The organism is Streptomyces nymphaeiformis, assembly GCF_014203895.1.
GTDB classification, from domain to species: domain Bacteria; phylum Actinomycetota; class Actinomycetes; order Streptomycetales; family Streptomycetaceae; genus Streptomyces; species Streptomyces nymphaeiformis.
In genome coordinates this window covers 1,335,160-1,350,682 of the sequence record NZ_JACHJY010000001.1, presented here as the reverse complement: position 1 = coordinate 1,350,682, position 15,523 = coordinate 1,335,160, and the positions used below count along the sequence as shown (strand labels likewise).

General features: G+C 71.0%; 16 protein-coding genes. 7 read left to right on the top strand and 9 right to left on the bottom strand.

Translation table 11 applies throughout. The annotated features are described in order from the left end of the window. Window positions 1-494 precede the first annotated feature (494 nt). On the bottom strand, window positions 495-1,157 hold the full coding sequence (locus tag GGE06_RS06050; RefSeq protein ID WP_116161729.1) for a DNA-3-methyladenine glycosylase: 663 nt from the start codon (window positions 1,155-1,157) through the stop codon (window positions 495-497). 78 nt (window positions 1,158-1,235) lie between these two features. On the opposite strand from GGE06_RS06050, the gene GGE06_RS06045 reads away from it, so the two are divergent. From GGE06_RS06045 to GGE06_RS06035, 3 genes are all read left to right on the top strand, one after another. Then, complete coding sequence (locus GGE06_RS06045) at window positions 1,236-2,018, top strand: sporulation protein (protein WP_116161728.1); 783 nt, start codon at window positions 1,236-1,238, stop codon at window positions 2,016-2,018. A gap of 44 nt (window positions 2,019-2,062) precedes the next feature. Continuing rightward, on the top strand, window positions 2,063-2,596 hold the full coding sequence (locus tag GGE06_RS06040) for a YbhB/YbcL family Raf kinase inhibitor-like protein (RefSeq protein WP_116161727.1): 534 nt from the start codon (window positions 2,063-2,065) through the stop codon (window positions 2,594-2,596). 171 nt (window positions 2,597-2,767) lie between these two features. Further along, entirely contained in the window at window positions 2,768-3,274 is a 507-nt protein-coding gene (locus GGE06_RS06035) for an HNH endonuclease (protein WP_093876792.1), read from the top strand. Between the two features lie 77 nt (window positions 3,275-3,351). Here the strand turns inward: GGE06_RS06035 and GGE06_RS06030 are convergent, their stop codons facing one another. The 4 genes from GGE06_RS06030 to GGE06_RS06015 all read right to left on the bottom strand — a co-directional run bounded on the left by GGE06_RS06030 (window position 3,352) and on the right by GGE06_RS06015 (window position 6,550). Next, a complete protein-coding gene (locus GGE06_RS06030) occupies window positions 3,352-4,125 on the bottom strand; it encodes a sulfite exporter TauE/SafE family protein (protein ID WP_181924668.1) in 774 nt (257 codons plus the stop codon). 90 nt (window positions 4,126-4,215) lie between these two features. Further along, window positions 4,216-5,154 carry an SPFH domain-containing protein gene (locus GGE06_RS06025; protein ID WP_116161725.1) on the bottom strand — a complete coding sequence of 313 codons (939 nt, stop codon included), beginning with the start codon at window positions 5,152-5,154 and terminating at the stop codon, window positions 4,216-4,218. 93 nt (window positions 5,155-5,247) lie between these two features. After that, window positions 5,248-5,676, bottom strand: coding sequence for an NfeD family protein (locus GGE06_RS06020; protein WP_116161724.1), 429 nt, complete (start codon window positions 5,674-5,676; stop codon window positions 5,248-5,250). A 76-nt stretch (window positions 5,677-5,752) separates the two neighbouring features. Next, window positions 5,753-6,550, bottom strand: a complete 798-nt coding sequence (locus GGE06_RS06015; protein ID WP_116161723.1) for an ABC transporter ATP-binding protein — start codon at window positions 6,548-6,550, stop codon at window positions 5,753-5,755. A 135-nt stretch (window positions 6,551-6,685) separates the two neighbouring features. Between GGE06_RS06015 and GGE06_RS06010 the strand changes: the two genes are divergently transcribed. Continuing rightward, window positions 6,686-7,477, top strand: a complete 792-nt coding sequence (locus GGE06_RS06010) for an Rv1486c family protein (protein ID WP_184930149.1) — start codon at window positions 6,686-6,688, stop codon at window positions 7,475-7,477. Window positions 7,478-7,547: 70 nt separating this feature from the next. Here the strand turns inward: GGE06_RS06010 and GGE06_RS06005 are convergent, their stop codons facing one another. The 3 genes from GGE06_RS06005 to GGE06_RS05995 all read right to left on the bottom strand — a co-directional run bounded on the left by GGE06_RS06005 (window position 7,548) and on the right by GGE06_RS05995 (window position 9,729). Continuing rightward, window positions 7,548-7,793: a chaplin gene (locus tag GGE06_RS06005; protein ID WP_116161721.1), complete on the bottom strand. Its 246-nt coding sequence runs from the start codon at window positions 7,791-7,793 to the stop codon at window positions 7,548-7,550. A 153-nt stretch (window positions 7,794-7,946) separates the two neighbouring features. After that, a complete protein-coding gene (locus GGE06_RS06000) occupies window positions 7,947-8,591 on the bottom strand; it encodes a response regulator (RefSeq protein ID WP_116161720.1) in 645 nt (214 codons plus the stop codon). Next, a complete protein-coding gene (locus GGE06_RS05995) occupies window positions 8,584-9,729 on the bottom strand; it encodes a GAF domain-containing sensor histidine kinase (protein ID WP_116161719.1) in 1,146 nt (381 codons plus the stop codon). Before GGE06_RS05995 ends, GGE06_RS06000 begins: the two co-directional genes overlap by 8 nt. Before the next feature lie 180 nt (window positions 9,730-9,909). Here GGE06_RS05995 and GGE06_RS05990 point away from each other — a divergent pair, with 180 nt between their 5' ends. The 3 genes from GGE06_RS05990 (at window position 9,910) to GGE06_RS05980 (ending at window position 12,756) form a co-directional block, all read left to right on the top strand. Beyond that, window positions 9,910-10,605 carry an SDR family NAD(P)-dependent oxidoreductase gene (locus GGE06_RS05990; RefSeq protein WP_116165613.1) on the top strand — a complete coding sequence of 232 codons (696 nt, stop codon included), beginning with the start codon at window positions 9,910-9,912 and terminating at the stop codon, window positions 10,603-10,605. Beyond that, window positions 10,605-11,684: an S-adenosylmethionine:tRNA ribosyltransferase-isomerase gene (locus GGE06_RS05985; RefSeq protein WP_184930148.1), complete on the top strand. Its 1,080-nt coding sequence runs from the start codon at window positions 10,605-10,607 to the stop codon at window positions 11,682-11,684. Before GGE06_RS05990 ends, GGE06_RS05985 begins: the two co-directional genes overlap by 1 nt. Before the next feature lie 289 nt (window positions 11,685-11,973). Continuing rightward, complete coding sequence (locus GGE06_RS05980; protein WP_116161717.1) at window positions 11,974-12,756, top strand: transglycosylase SLT domain-containing protein; 783 nt, start codon at window positions 11,974-11,976, stop codon at window positions 12,754-12,756. A 59-nt stretch (window positions 12,757-12,815) separates the two neighbouring features. Here GGE06_RS05980 and GGE06_RS05975 read toward each other — a convergent pair whose 3' ends face one another. Next, on the bottom strand, window positions 12,816-15,404 hold the full coding sequence (locus GGE06_RS05975; RefSeq protein WP_116161716.1) for an ABC transporter ATP-binding protein/permease: 2,589 nt from the start codon (window positions 15,402-15,404) through the stop codon (window positions 12,816-12,818). Window positions 15,405-15,523: the final 119 nt, after the last annotated feature.

Sequence of the window (15,523 nt, the reverse complement as noted above, 5' to 3'; positions counted from 1 at the left end):
TTACCCGTGATCGGGTGACACTCGCGTTGAGCGGAACGAGCCGGTCGGAATAGGACCGGTCGTCCTCAGCGTCCTCGCTGTAGTGTTGCCACCCCCGAGAGGGTGGACTTTTCAAAGGAACCTCGACCATCCAGAGGATGGACGGGGTATCAACTAATCTGGCGTTGATTTTTGGCACGCTGTTGAGTTCTCAAGGTGCGGACGCTTCCTTCGTTCCCGTTTCCGGGCCCTCCGGGCGCTTCCTTCGTTTCCGACTCTATCAGATCTTTCCGATCCGATTTCCTCGGTGCTTTCCGGTCCCATTCGCTTTCGCTCCGGGCCCTTCCGGCGTGTTCACCACCTTAGCTGATTTCCCGGGCGGCTCATAATCGAGTCATTCGAAACGAATTTCGGAATGCCGAAATGAACCCCGATCGGGGTTGTCATTCTGGGTAGTGGGTGGCCGCTCCGGGGTGCTCGAACAAGCAGGCCCGGTTCCAGCGGCTCGGGCCACGTTAGTCGCTTGCCCTCGGCGAGTCAAGCCTTCGTTTGCGGGGCGAGTGGGGGCGGTACGGGCTGACCGTCGGGTCCTCCGTGATCCAGAAGCGCCAGGGGTGTGGGGCGCCCTCGCCTCCGACGCCCGTGCGGGGGCCGTTGCGGATGCGGTCCGGGGCCGGCGGCGTGCCGGTGAGGAGGGCGAGCGGGCTGTCCTGACCTGCGCAGGTGTCCGTGCCGTTCAGGGAGAGGGCGACGTCGAGGGCGGTGGCCAGGCGGGCCGGGCCCTTCGCGAGCTCGTGGTCGGAGCGGGCCGAGCGGCGGCGCGGGCGGGCCTGATCGGCGCCGCTCAGGAATTCACCCGCGCGCAGCAGGACCCCGCTCGCGTGTCCCTCGGGGCCGCACACCAGGTTCAGGCAGTGCCACATGCCGTAGGTGAAGTAGACGTACGCGTGGCCCGGGGGTCCGAACATGACGGCGTTGCGTGCGGTGCGGCCCCGGAAGGCGTGCGAGCCGGGGTCGATCGCGCCGGCGTACGCCTCCACCTCCGTGAGGCGCAGTTCCATCCGGCCCTCGTCCGTGTTGCGTACGAGGGTGCGTCCCAGGAGATCGGGGGCCACCTCCAGAACGGGGCGGTCGAAGAAGGCCCGCGGGAGCGGCGTACGGTCGGGGCTCTCGCTCATGGCGTCCGAGCGTAGTGGGGAACCGGCTACGGTCGTCGCGCGTATGTAGGGGTCAGGACCCGAGAAGGAGTGGAAGTCATGGGATTCAAGAAGCTGCTCGCGAGCCTGGGTGCCGGCGGGGCCACCGTGGAGACCGTGCTCACCGAGGAGAACGTCGTCCCGGGTGGGGTCGTCCAGGGCGAGGTGCGCATCCAGGGCGGTTCGGTCGCGCAGCAGATCGAGGGGCTCTCCGTGGGGCTCCAGGCACGGGTCGAGGTCGAGGGCGGCGACCAGGAGTACAAGCAGGACATCGAGTTCGTGAAGGTGCGCCTGGGCGGTGCCTTCGAGGTGCAGGCCGGGGCGGTGCACGTGGTGCCGTTCGGTCTGGAGATCCCGTGGGAGACGCCGGTGACGACGATCGCCGGGCAGCAGCTGCGCGGGATGAACATCGGGGTGACGACCGAGCTGGAGATCGCGCGGGCCGTGGACTCCGGTGACCTGGACCCGATCAACGTGCACCCGCTGCCGGCGCAGCAGGCGATCCTGGACGCCTTCATCCAGCTGGGCTTCCGCTTCAAGAACGCGGACATGGAGCGCGGGCACATCCGGGGGACGCGGCAGCGGCTGCCCTTCTACCAGGAGATCGAGTTCTTCGCGCCGCAGCAGTACCGCGGTCTGAACCAGGTCGAGGTCAGCTTCGTCGCGGACGACCGCGAGATGGACGTCGTCCTGGAGATGGACAAGAAGCCGGGTCTCTTCACCGAGGGCAGCGACTCGTTCCGTGCCTTCAAGGTGGGGCTGCACGACTTCCACACCACCGACTGGGCGGCTTACCTGAACCAGTGGCTCGCCGAGGTCGGCGGTCGTCGCAACTGGCTCTAGGCTCGGTTCCGTCAGCGTTGACGGACGATTCGGAGGTACTCGACGTGTCCGAGGGCAAGAGGGCGCCGCTCCCCCACGACTTCCATCCGCCGGTGGCGGCGTTCACTGTGGTGAGCGACGACGTCGCGCCGGGCGGGGTCCTGAAGGACGCTCAGGTGTACGCGGCGGGGAACACCTCGCCGCAGCTGAGCTGGGAGGGGTTCCCGGCGGAGACGAAGAGCTTCGCGGTGACCTGCTTCGACCCGGACGCCCCGACGGGCAGCGGGTTCTGGCACTGGGTGCTGTTCGACATCCCGGTGTCGGTGACGGAGCTGCCGGCGGGTGCCGGGTCCGGGTCGTTCGCGGGGCTGCCGGCCGGCGCCGTGCACGCGCGGAACGACTACGGCTCGAAGGACTTCGGTGGCGCCGCGCCGCCGAAGGGGGACGGGCCGCACCGGTACGTCTTCACGGTGTACGCGGTGGATCAGGAGAAGCTCGGTCCGGACGCCGGCGCCACGCCGGCCGCGGTCGGGTTCAACCTGCGCTTCCACACGCTGGGGCGTGCCCAGCTCGTGGGCGAGTACGAGAATCCCGCGTAACGCTGATCGTTCGTTAGTTGTTTGCCCGCTTCTGGTCTTGGAGAGATCAGAAGCGGGCATCTTTTGTTGCGCAGGAAATTGCGTTGTCCGACCCGGCCGGCCCGGCCATCGTTGATCCAAGCCCGGAGCCCCCGCGTGGGGGCTGGGGCCGGCACACGGGAGGTGGGCAACATGCGGGACACGCTGGTACTGAACGCGAGCTTCGAGCCGCTTTCGACGGTCACACTCAACCGTGCGGTGGTGCTTGTCCTTCAGGACAAGGCCGTCGTCGAGCAGGCCCATCCCGAGCTGAGGGTGCGAGGTGCCGCCGTCGACCTTCCGGTGCCGCGGGTGATCAGGCTCTGCCGGTACGTACGGGTGCCGTTCCGAAGACAGGCTCCGTGGTCGAGGAGGGGGGTGCTGGTCCGGGACCAGCACCGGTGCGCGTACTGCGGGCGGCGGGCGACGACGGTCGACCACGTCGTGCCGCGGGCGCAGGGCGGTGGGGACAGCTGGCTGAATACGGTCGCTTCCTGTGCCGAGGACAACCACCGCAAGGCGGACCGGACGCCGGAGCAGGCGGGGATGCCGCTGCTGCACCAGCCGTTCGAGCCGACGCCGGCGGACGCGATGCTGCTCGCGATGCGGGCGAGCGAGCGGTCGGCGCTCCCGGCGTGGCTGGCCGACTCGGCCGCGTGAGCGCGTGATCCGCTGACGTACGACGGAAGAAGGGCCCGTCTCCCCCGGTGGGGAGGCGGGCCCTTCCGCGTGCGGGGCTAGCCGAGGGTCAGTTGCAGGATGGCCACGATGCCGACCGCGATGATCACTCCGCGCAGGACGGTGGGGGGCAGCTTGCGGCCGACCTTGGCGCCGAGCTGGCCGCCGAGGGTGGAGCCGACGGCGATGAGCAGGACGGCCGTCCAGTCGAAGTCGGCGACGAAGAGGAAGAAGACGGCGGCGACTCCGTTGACCAGGGCGCCGAGGATGTTCTTGACGGCGTTGATGCGCTGGAGGTCGTCGTGGAGCAGCAGGCCCATGAGGGAGAGGTAGAGGACTCCCTGGGCGGCGCCGAAGTATCCGCCGTACATGCTGGCGAGGAGGAGGCCGACGAGGAGGGCGGGGCCGCCGTCGGGGTGGGCCTCGGTTCCGGTCTGCTCCCGGCGCCGCTTCACTGCTGCGGCGATACGGGGCTGGAAGAGGACCAGGACGAGGGCGAGGCCGATGAGGACGGGGACGATCGCGTCGAAGGCCGAGGACGGCAGGGCCAGGAGCAGGATCGCTCCGATGAGGCCGCCGACGAGGGCGACGGCGCCGAGCCGGAGGACGCGGGCCTTCTGGCCCTTGAGTTCGCGGCGGTAGCCGATGGCTCCGCTGATGGAACCGGGCACGAGGCCGAGGGCGTTGGAGACGTTCGCGGTGATCGGGGGGAGTCCGGTCGCGAGGAGGACCGGGAAGGTGATCAGCGTTCCCGATCCGACGATGGTGTTGATGGTGCCGGCGCCGATGCCGGCGGCGAAGACTGCCAGGGCTTCCCAGATGGACAACGCCATCTCCTTACATGGTCAGTGGCTCGCCTCCCCGCCCTGACGTCGTCAGGGTCGAGGGGCTCGCACTGATCATGCACGAATTACGTGTACGCGTCAGTCAACCGACGGTTCGTCTCGCCGTTCGGTCGCCGCGCCCTTGACGTTGAAGCCGGGGGTGCCGCCGCCCACGTTGCCGAAGGCTCCGGAGAGGCCCTTGAGGGCGTCGCCGATCTCGCTGGGCACGATCCAGAGCTTGTTGGCGTCGCCCTCGGCGATCTTCGGGAGCATCTGGAGGTACTGGTACGAGAGGAGCTTCTGGTCCGGGTCGCCCGCGTGGATGGCCTCGAAGACCGTCCGGACGGCCTGCGCCTCGCCCTCGGCCTTGAGCGCGGCGGCCTTGGCCTCACCCTCGGCCCGCAGGATCGCCGACTGCTTCTCGCCCTCCGCGGTGAGGATCGCGGACTGGCGGGTGCCCTCGGCGGTGAGGATCGCGGCGCGCTTGTCGCGCTCGGCGCGCATCTGCTTCTCCATCGAGTCCTGGATGGAGGTCGGCGGCTCGATGGCCTTGAGCTCGACGCGGTTGACGCGGATGCCCCACTTGCCCGTGGCCTCGTCGAGGACGCCGCGCAGGGCCGCGTTGATCTCCTCGCGGGAGGTGAGGGTCCGCTCCAGGTCCATGCCGCCGATGATGTTGCGCAGGGTGGTGACGGTGAGCTGCTCGATCGCCTGGATGTAGCTGGCGACCTCGTAGGTCGCGGCGCGGGCGTCGGTGACCTGGTAGTAGATGACCGTGTCGATGTTGACGACCAGGTTGTCCTGGGTGATCACCGGCTGCGGCGGGAACGGGACGACCTGTTCGCGGAGGTCGATCCGGTTGCGGATCGAGTCGATGAACGGGACGACGATGTTCAGTCCGGCGTTGAGTGTGCGGGTGTAGCGGCCGAAGCGCTCCACGATCGCCGCACTCGCCTGCGGGATGACCTGGATCGTCTTGATCAGGGCGATGAAGACGAGCACCACCAGAATGATCAGGACGATGATGACTGCTGACATCGTGTTCCCCGTGCCCTTCGCTGCCGGTTGTCTGCCGGGTATCTTCCGATGATCGAGTTTCCCAGATGGCGGAGCGTCATGGGCGAGGTTCGGTCACATGACCACCGCGGTCGCCCCGTCGATCTCCACCACGTCGACCTGTTCGCCCGGTTCGAAGGTCTGGCCGGTGTCGAGGGTACGGGCCGACCACACCTCTCCGGCGAGCTTGATGCGCCCTCCGTTGCCGTCGACCCGTTCCAGGACGACGGCCTGACGGCCCTTCAGGGCGTCGACGCCGGTGGCCAGTTCGGGTTTGCCGTCGCGGTGGCGGGCGGCGATCGGGCGTACCACCGCGATGAGCGCGACGGAGACGACGACGAAGACGAGCACCTGGGTGACGATGCCGAAGCCGAGGGCGGCGGTCACCGCCCCGGCGACCGCTCCGACGGAGAACATGCCGAACTCCGGCATCGCGGTCAGGACCAGCGGAATGCCGAGCCCCACCGCGCCGATCAGCCACCAGACCCACGCGTCGATGTCCACGTGGTCATGGTAGGGCGGTGGGGTCCTTCGGGGACAGGGCGCGGGCGGCTGTGCGGGACGCCGGTGCCCCGTCCGGTCACTTCAGGGGCAGGCCGTGCGCAGTCCAGCGGTCGCCGACGCGCTCGACGACGAGCGGCAGTCCGAAGCAGTGCGACAGGTTGCGGGAGGTGAGCTCGGTCTCCACGGGACCGGCGGCGAGGACCTTGCCCTGGCGGATCATCAGGACGTGGGTGAAGCCGGGGGCGATCTCCTCGACGTGGTGGGTGACCATGATCATGGAGGGGGCGTACGGGTCGCGGGCGAGGCGGCCGAGGCGGCGGACCAGGTCCTCGCGGCCGCCGAGGTCGAGGCCGGCGGCGGGCTCGTCGAGGAGGAGGATCTCCGGGTCGGTCATCATCGCGCGGGCGATCAGGGTGCGCTTGCGCTCGCCCTCGGAGAGGGTGCCGAACCTGCGGTCCAGGTAGTCGTTCATCCCGAGCCGGTCGAGGAAGGCCTTGGCGCGCTCCTCGTCGATCGGGTCGTAGTCCTCGTGCCAGGTGGCGGTCATGCCGTACGCGGCGGTGAGGACGGTCTGCAGGACGGTCTGGCGCTTGGGGAGCTTCTCCGCCATCGCGATGCCGGCCATGCCGATGCGGGGGCGGAGCTCGAAGACGTCGGTGCCGACGCCGCCGAGCTGCTCGCCCAGGATGCGGGCGGTGCCCTTGGTGGGGAAGAGGTAGCTGGAGGCGATGTTCAGAAGGGTGGTCTTGCCGGCGCCGTTGGGTCCGAGGATCACCCAGCGCTCGCCCTCCTTGACCGACCAGGAGACCTCGTCCACCAGAGCCCGTCCGTCGCGGACCACGGATACGTCCACCAGCTCCAGTACATCGCTCATGAGCGCGTTGTCTCCCCTTGCGGTCGAGTCTTGTCGTCGCCTTGCGCCGATGGGCGCGGCGTCCAGGGGAAAACCTACGTTATCGATGGAGCGGACCGGTCCGTAGGGCTTCCTTCGAGTCCTTAGTCTGGGGGGATGCTTTCGGAACCACGCTCAGGACGTCTGGCCGCCTGGGGCAATGCCCTGCTGGCCGGGGCGGTGTCGCCGGACGAGGCGGCGACGGCGATTGTCGGGGAGGACGCGGTGCACCGCGTCGAGGGACTGCCGGGTGAGGCGGGGCCGGTAGGGCTGACGCTCGCGCTGGGCCGGCTGCGGCGGCTCGGGGTGACCGGGTGGCGGGTCGCTCTGCCGGCGCCGGGGCATCCGCTGGGGCTCAGCGGGCCGCCGGACTTCAACGCGCGCGCGTTGGAGGCGGAGGAGGCGGTGGTGGGCTTCGGCGCGCCGTACGGTCTCGTGCCGGAGGTGTCCGAGGCGGGTCCCGCGGGTGACGTGCACGTCTCGGTGGTCTGGCGGTGCCTGGCCGTACGGGAGGCCCCGCCCGCCGACGTGCCCTCGCTCGGCGAGGCGGAGCGGGAGCTGGCGGAGGCGCTGCGGGACGCGACGGCGGTGCTGAGCCGGCTCGACGTGGCGGCCTCGGGGCCGGCGGCGGACGCGGCACGCGAGGCGTACCGGGCGCGGGCGGAGGCGGGCCGCGAGGTCCTCGCCCCCGGCTATCCGCCGCGTGCGGTGCGGGTCCTGGAGCTGGCGCAGCGGATCGGACTGCTCGTGGACATGGCGTACGACCACGGGCACGGGGGCGCGGTGAGCGCGTCGGAGATGGCGACGCGGGGGGCCGCGTTGCGTCCGGTGGAGCGGGTGGCCCGGCGGGCGCAGGTCGCCGCGTACAACGCGTACGTGGAGGAGCGGGAGCGGGACCGGGGGTTCTGAGGGCCGGGACAGGGCAAACCCCCGGCCCCTGGGGGATCGTCAGGGGCCGGGGGTTCGTGTGGGGGGTCGGTCAGCCGTTGTAGGCGCCGTTGCCGAAGGCCGGGTTGAGCAGGCCGATCACGTTGACCGTGTTGCCGGAGACGTTCACGGGGACGTGGACCGGGACCTGCACCAGGTTGCCGGACGCGACGCCCGGGGAGTTGAGGGCCTTGCCCGTGGCCTCGGCACCGCCGTGGGCGGAGGCGACGCCCGCGCCGGCGGCGACGATGCCGCCGGCGACCATGGTGAGGGCAGCGGCCTTCTTGAGGTTCTTCACTTGGTACTTCCTCCTGGTCATCGCTGCGGCCGGTCCGCCGCAGCACGCCATGGAGAACGCCGCATCCCCCGTCGGGTTGCGCCGAACGGGGGATATACACACGACGGTATGACCTATTGAACGGTCGTGCGCCCAGCGCGCCAGGGGGGCGCGTCAGCGGGTGAGGCCGTGTCGTACGGCCCAAAGCGCCGCCTGGGTGCGGTCCGCGAGGTCGAGCTTCATCAGGATGTTCGAGACGTGCGTCTTGACGGTCTTCTCGGAGAGGACGAGCGCGCGGGCGATCTCCCGGTTGGACCGGCCGTCGGCGATCAGGCCGAGGACCTCGCGCTCGCGCTCGGTGAGCGTGCCGCCCCGTCCCGTACCCCCGCCGTGGTCGTCCTCGGCGAGGAGCGCGCCCGCGACCTCGGGCTGGAGCAGGACGTGGCCCGCGTGGACGGAGCGGATCGCGCCGGCCAGGGCGTCGGGGTCGATGTCCTTGTAGACGTATCCGCGGGCTCCGGCGCGGAGCGCGGGGACGACGGTCCGCTGCTCGGTGAAGCTGGTGACGATCAGGACCCTGGCGGGGTTGCCGAGCTCCCGGAGCCGCTTGAGCGCGTCGATGCCGTCCGTGCCCGGCATCTTCACGTCCATGAGGACCACGTCCGGGTGGAGTTCCTCGGCCCTGGCGACGCCCTCGGCGCCGTCGGCGGCCTCCCCCACGACCTCTATGTCGTCCTGCACCTCCAGGAAGGTGCGCAGGCCTCGGCGGACGACCTGGTGGTCGTCGACCAGGAGCACGCGGATGGGCTTGTCAGCCACCGGGGACCTCCATCTCGATCGTGGTGCCCCGGTCCGGGGCCGAGGTCACCGTGAGTCTGCCGCCGACGCCGCTCGCCCGGTCCCGCATGGAGACCAGGCCGAGGTGGCGGCCGGCGCGGCGGACCGCCCGCGGGTCGAATCCCTTGCCGTCGTCGGTGACGGTGAGCCGCGCGCCCTGGCCGCTGCGGGTGAGGGAGACGGCGACGAGCTCGGCGTCCGCGTGCCGCAGGGCGTTGTGCAGGGCCTCCTGCGCGACGCGGAGGACGGCCTCCTCCTGGGCGGCGGGCAGGGCCCTGGTCCCCGGGCTCTCGAAGGTCACCCGGGCCGAGTGGGCGCGGTCGAGGACCTGGATCTGGGTGCGGAGCGTGTGGACGAGGCCGTCCTCGTCGAGGGCGGCGGGCCGGAGCTCGACCACGGCGGCGCGCAGCTCGTCGGCGGCCTCGGCGGCGAGCGCGGCGACCTGCTGGAGCTCGCCCTTGGCGCGAGCCGGGTCGCGGTCGACGAGGGCGGCGGCGGCCTGGGCGGTCAGCCGGAGCGAGAACAGCTTCTGGCTGACGGCGTCGTGCAGCTCGTGGGCGAGGCGGGAACGCTCCTCGGCGATGGTGAGCTCGCGGCTGCGCTCGTACAGCCGGGCGTTGGTGAGGGCGATGGCCGCGTGCTGGGCGAGGATCGAGAGGAGCGCCTCGTCCTCGGCGGTGAAGCCGCAGCCTCCCTCCTCCTTGGGGCAGCGCTTGTTGGCCAGGAAGAGGGCGCCGAGGATCTCGTCGCCGTCCCTGACGGGCAGGCCGAGGAAGTCGGACATCTCGGGGTGGGCGTCGGGCCAGCCCCCGAAGCGGGGGTCCGTGCGGACGTCGGCGAGCCGCTCGGGCTCGGCCTTGTGGAGCATCGAGGCGAGGATGCCGTGCTGGCGGGGCAGGGGGCCGATCGCCTTCCACTGCTCGTCGCTGACGCCGTCGACCACGAACTGGGCGAAGCCGCCGTGGTCGTCGGGGACGCCCAGGGCCGCGTACTCGGCGTCGAGCAGCTCGCGGGCGGAGGCCACGATCGTCTTGAGGACGTCGCGGACCTCCAGGTGGCGGCTCATCGCCAGGAGTGCGGTGCTCACGGCGGCCAGGCCGGAGCTCGGTCGATGGCTCATGTGTTCACCGTACCGGCGGGGTGTGACGGTCCGTATCCGCCCGGGGACGAGGTCGGGGCAGGTCCCGGGACCTAGGTCGAAGTGCCCTCGGGGTCCGGGCCCGGGGACGAGGCGGGTGGCGGGGGCGCGGGCGGAGGGTGGAGCCATCCGGAGGATCCGTAGGAGAAGGGGATGGGCGTCATGGCTGTCGCGATCGTCACGGGGGCGTCGAGGGGACTGGGGCGGGCGCTGGCCGAGGCCCTCGCCGGGCGGGGCTGGGACCTGGTGCTCGACGCCCGTACGGCGGACGTACTGGAGGAGAGCGCGGCGTCGGTACGCGCGCGTGGCGCCCGGGTGGTGACGGTGGCCGGGGACGTGACGGACGCGGCGCACCGGCGGGCGCTCGTGGCGGCGGCGCGTGAGCTCGGCGGGCTCGATCTGCTGGTGAACAACGCGGGGATCCTGGGCGCCGAGCCGCTGGTGCCGCTCGACCGTCATCCGCTGGACGGTTTCCGGGCCGCCCTGGAGGTCAACGTGGTGGCCCCGCTGGGGTTGCTGCAGGAGGCGCTGCCGCTGCTGCGCTCGGCGCCCGCCGGGGCGGTGGTCAACCTGAGTTCGGACGCGGCGGCGGAGCCGTACCGGACCTGGGGGGCGTACGGGGCGACGAAGGCGGCGCTCGACCAGCTGTCGGCGGTCCTGGCGGTGGAGGAGCCCGGGCTGCGGGTCTGGTGGGTGGATCCGGGCTCGATGCGGACGGTCATGCTGGCCGCCGCGGAGCCGGGTGAGGACCTGTCGGGGACGCCCGCTCCGGCGGAGGTCGCCCCCGTGTTCCTGCGGCTGCTCGACGAGCGGCCGGCGAGCGGCCGGTACGCCGCGCCGGCCTTCCTGGAGGCGTGATGGCACTGGCCGTGCGGGTGCCGGCGGAGCTGTCGGCGCGGGTGCCGCCGGAACAGCGGGGGCCCGGGCGGGGCCGGGACGACGTACGGCTGCTCGTGTCGCGGGGCGAGGCGGTGTCGCACCACTCCTTCCGGGAGCTGCCGTCGCTGCTGCGGGCCGGGGACGTGCTCGTCGTCAACACGTCGACGACGCTCGCGGCGGCCGTGTCCGGACGCCTCGGCCCGGAGCCGGGCGGGGAGCGGGTGGTGGTGCACTTCTCTACCCGCGGGGACGACGGGCGCTGGGCCGTGGAGCTGCGGACGCCCGAGCCGTCGGGCAGTACGAGCCCGCGTGGGGGCGGGCCGGCGGGTGCGGTCGTACGGCTGCCGGGAGGGGCCCGGCTGGTGCTGGCGGAGCCGCTGGGGCCCGGGAGCGGGCGGCTGTGGTGGGCGGGGGTGAGCGTGGACGTGCCGGGGCTGCTCGAGCGGTACGGGCGGCCCATCCGGTACGGGTACACGGAACGGGACCAGCCCCTGTCGGCGTACCGGACGGTCTTCGCGCGGCCCTCCCCCGACGGCTCGGGCTCGGCGGAGATGCCGAGCGCGGGGCGGCCCTTCACGGCCCGTCTGGTGGCGGAGCTGGTCGACCGGGGGGTACGGATCGCTCCCCTCTCCCTTCATACGGGGGTGTCGTCGGCGGAGGCGCACGAGCCGCCCTATCCGGAGCGCTTCGAGGTCCCGACGGCGACGGCGTCCCTGGTGAACGCGGCGCGTGCCGGCGGCGGCCGGGTGATCGCGGTGGGCACGACGGCGGTGCGGGCCCTGGAGTCGGCCGCGGAGCCCGGTGGGACGGTGCGGGCCGGGGCCGGGTGGACCGATCTGGTCGTGACACCGGCGCGTGGGGTGCGGGTCGTGGACGGGCTGCTCACCGGGCTGCACGAGCCCGAGGCCTCGCATCTGCTGATGCTGGAGGCGGTCGCGGGGCGGCCCGCGCTGCGGAGCGCGTACGCCGCGGCGGTGCAAGCGCGCTACCTCTGGCACGAGTTCGGCGACCTCCATCTCCTCCTTCCGGAGGAGACAGCTCACCGTGCGCATTGCTGACGCAACCGATGGTGAGTTTGTTACGTGCCCGATGTGAGGCCGCGCATAGGACCCACATCACTTACGAAGCCCCCTAGTGGGCTCCCGTATGTCCGATTTGGAGGGAAGAAACGGGCCATAGGAGGCATTGTGTGGCCCGTGCACGAGCCCCTGATCCACTACCCGGGATCGTACGTCACACCTTTGCCACAGGATTTTGCTGCCGCTAAGAATTGCCCCCGTCGCCGCCGAGCAGGCGCAGCGCCGCCCCGGCCGAGCGACCCCCAGCGATTCGAAGAGGTAGTCCTGCATGTCTGCGAACACCCCTGGCCACTATCGTGGTCTGAAGAAGACCCACAAGGCCACGATCGCCGGCGTCGTCGCTCTGAGCGCCGCAGCCCTGACCTTCTCCCTCGTCCCCGGTAACGGCGGTACCGAGACCGAGCCGCAGGCTCTGGCCGGTACGCAGCAGGTCGCCTGGTCGTACGACGCGAACAGCCCGCAGGCCAAGGCGCTGGCCGCCAGCCTGGAAAAGCAGCAGGACGCGATCAGCCTCAAGGCCAAGCAGGAGGCGGACGCGAAGGCGAAGGCCGCCGCCAAGGCGAAGGCCGCCGCCAAGGCCAAGGCCACCGCGGACGCGAAGGCCAAGGCCGCCGCCCGTGCGAAGGCCGCCGCGAAGGCCGAGGCCGAGGCGAAGGCCAAGGCCGCCGCGAAGAAGCGCGCCGCCGAGAAGACCGCCGCGAGCCGTTCCGTCGCCCGCACCCCGGTCTTCGCGAACAACCTCGACGGCTGGATCCGCGAGGCGCTCTACATCATGGACAAGCACAACATCCCGGGCAGCTACAACGGCCTGCACCGGAACATCATGCGCGAGTCCAGCGGCAACCCGTACGCCATCAACAACTGGGACATCAACGCCATCAACGGCATCCCGTCCAAGGGTCTGCTCCAGGTGATCTACCCGACCTTCAAGGCGTACCACATCCCCGGCACCAAGTTCGACCAGTACGACCCGGTCGCCAACATCGTCGCCGCCGCCAACTACGCGGCCGACCGCTACGGCTCGATCGACAACGTCAACAGCGCGTACTGACACGCGGAAGGGCGGCACCCCGGAGAGGGGTGCCGCCCTTCGGCGTGGCGTCGCGAGGGTTACTTGCGCATGACCTCGGGCTCGTGGCGGCGCAGCAGCCGCGCCACGAGGACGCAGCAGACGGTGGCCATGAACAGCTGGATGCCGAGGTCGAGGCTCCACTGGCCGACCGTGTGCTCCCACAGCGCGTCGGTGTTCGTGGGGTCCTTGTGGTCCCACGGCGGCATCAGGTGGGCCAGGTCGAGCGTGGTGCCGGCACCGGCGATGCCCCAGCGGGAGGGCATGAGCCAGGCGAACTGCTCCAGGCCGGGCGAGCCGTACACCTGGAAGAGGATGCCGGTGAACACGACCTGGATGATCGCGAACATGACGAGCAGCGGCATGGTCTTCTCGGCGGTCTTCACCAGGGCGGAGATGACCAGGCCGACCATCATCGAGGTCAGGCCGAGGGCGATGACCTGGACGCAGAGCTCGACGGCCGGCGGCATGAACAGGCCCTCTTCGGGCAGCGCGCGGGTGGAGAAGCCGATGCCGCAGATGATCACGCCCTGGAAGGCGGTGATCAGGCCGAGGACGATGACCTTGGACATGAGGTACGCGGAGCGGGACAGGCCGACGGCGCGCTCCCGCTCGTAGATGACCCGTTCCTTGATCAGCTCTCGGACGGAGTTCGCCGCGCCGGAGAAGCACATGCCGACCGCGAGGATCAGCATGATCGTGCCGGCGTCGCCGTTGAAGCGGGACGGCGGCGTGGGCTTGCCCAGGCCGAAGTCGGCGGGGATGACGACGGAGACCGCGCCGAGGACGGCGGGCAGGATCACCATCAGCGCCATGAAGCCCTTGTCGGAGGCGATCACCGACACGTAGCGGCGGATCAGGGTCCACAGCTGGGAGCCCCAGCCCTGCGGCTTCGGCGGCCTGGCCATGGCCTGCGGCGGCATCTGTACGGGCTGCGCGGCGATGGCGTCGATGTCCGCGGCGTACATCTGGTAGTGCTGCGAGCCCTTCCAGCGGCCCGCCCAGTCGTAGTCGCGGTAGTTCTCGAAGGCGGAGAAGACGTCGGCCCAGGTGGAGTAGCCGAAGAAGTTCAGCGCCTCGTCCGGCGGGCCGAAGTACGCGACGGAGCCGCCGGGCGCCATCACGAGCAGCTTGTCGCAGAGGCCCAGCTCGGCCACCGAGTGGGTGACGACGAGGACCGTGCGGCCGTCGTCCGCGAGGCCGCGGAGCAGCTGCATGACGTCGCGGTCCATGCCCGGGTCGAGGCCGGAGGTCGGCTCGTCCAGGAAGATCAGCGAGGGCTTGGTGAGGAGCTCCAGGGCGACGGAGACGCGCTTGCGCTGGCCACCGGAGAGGGAGGTGACCTTCTTCTCCTTGTGGATGTCGAGCTTGAGCTCGCGCAGCACCTCGTCGATGCGGGCCTCGCGCTCGGCCGCGGCGGTGTCGCCGGGGAAGCGGAGCTTGGCCGCGTAGCGCAGCGCCTTCTGGACGGTCAGCTCCTTGTGCAGGATGTCGTCCTGCGGGACCAGACCGATGCGCTGGCGCAGTTCGGCGAACTGCTTGTAGAGGCTGCGGTTGTCGTAGAGGACGTCGCCCTCGTTGGCCGGGCGGTAGCCGGTCAGCGCCTTGAGCAGGGTGGACTTGCCGGAGCCGGACGGGCCGATGACGCCGATCAGCGACTTCTCCGGGACGCCGAAGGTGACGTCCTTGAGGATCTGCTTGCCGCCGTCGACGGTGACCGTGAGGTGGCGGGCCGAGAAGGAGACCGAGCCGGTGTCGACGAACTCTTCCAGCTGACCGCCGACGATGCGGAAGGTCGAGTGGCCGACGCCGACGATGTCCTGCGGACCGAGGAGGGCGGTGCCGCCCTTGGGGATCGGCTGGCCGTTGACGTACGTGCCGTTGTGCGAGCCGAGGTCACGGATCTCGAAGCGGCCGTCGGGCGTCGCGTGGAACTCGGCGTGGTTCCGCGAGACCTGGAGGTCGGAGACGACCAGTTCGTTCTCGAGGGCGCGGCCGATGCGCATCACGCGGCCGAGGTCCAGCTGGTAGAAGGTCGTCGGGCTGCGGTGGTCGCCGTAGGGCGACGGCGCCCCCGCGGCGCCGCCGGGGTGCCCCTGCGCGGGCCCCTGCTGGTGCGGGACCGGCTGGTGCGGAGCCTGCTGGTGGGCGGGCGGCTGCTGGACCGGCTGCTGCCAGCCCTGCTGCGGCGGCGCCTGGTGCGTGGCCCAGTCGGCCTGGGCCGCGGCGGCCCCGGCGGCCTGGTGCGCGGGGGCCTGCTGGGCCGGGGTCTGCTGCTGGGGCACCTGCTGCTGCGGTGCCTGCTGCTGGGGCGCGGCGGCCGCGCCGGCGGCGGCGAGATTCAGCCGCGGGCCGTCGGTGGCGTTGCCCAGGTGGACGGCCGAGCCGGGGCCGATCTCCACCTGGTGGATCCTCTGGCCCTGGAGGAAGGTGCCGTTGGTGGAGCCGTGGTCCTCGATGACCCAGCTCCGGCCGCCCCAGCTGATGGTGGCGTGGCGCCACGAGACCCTGGCGTCGTCGATCACCAGGTCACCCTGAGGGTCCCTGCCCAGGGTGTACGACCGGGACGGATCGAGCGTCCAGGTCCTGCCGTTCAATTCCAGTACGAGTTCTGGCACTCCATGCCCCACTACTTGTCCCCCGATGTACCCCCGTCGTCGGGAGTCCAGGGATGGCGAATCATCCTGGGGAACTATTTCAGGCCCGGTCCCGTCTCGGAAAGTCGGGCCGCGTGAAGACCTTCGGGAGC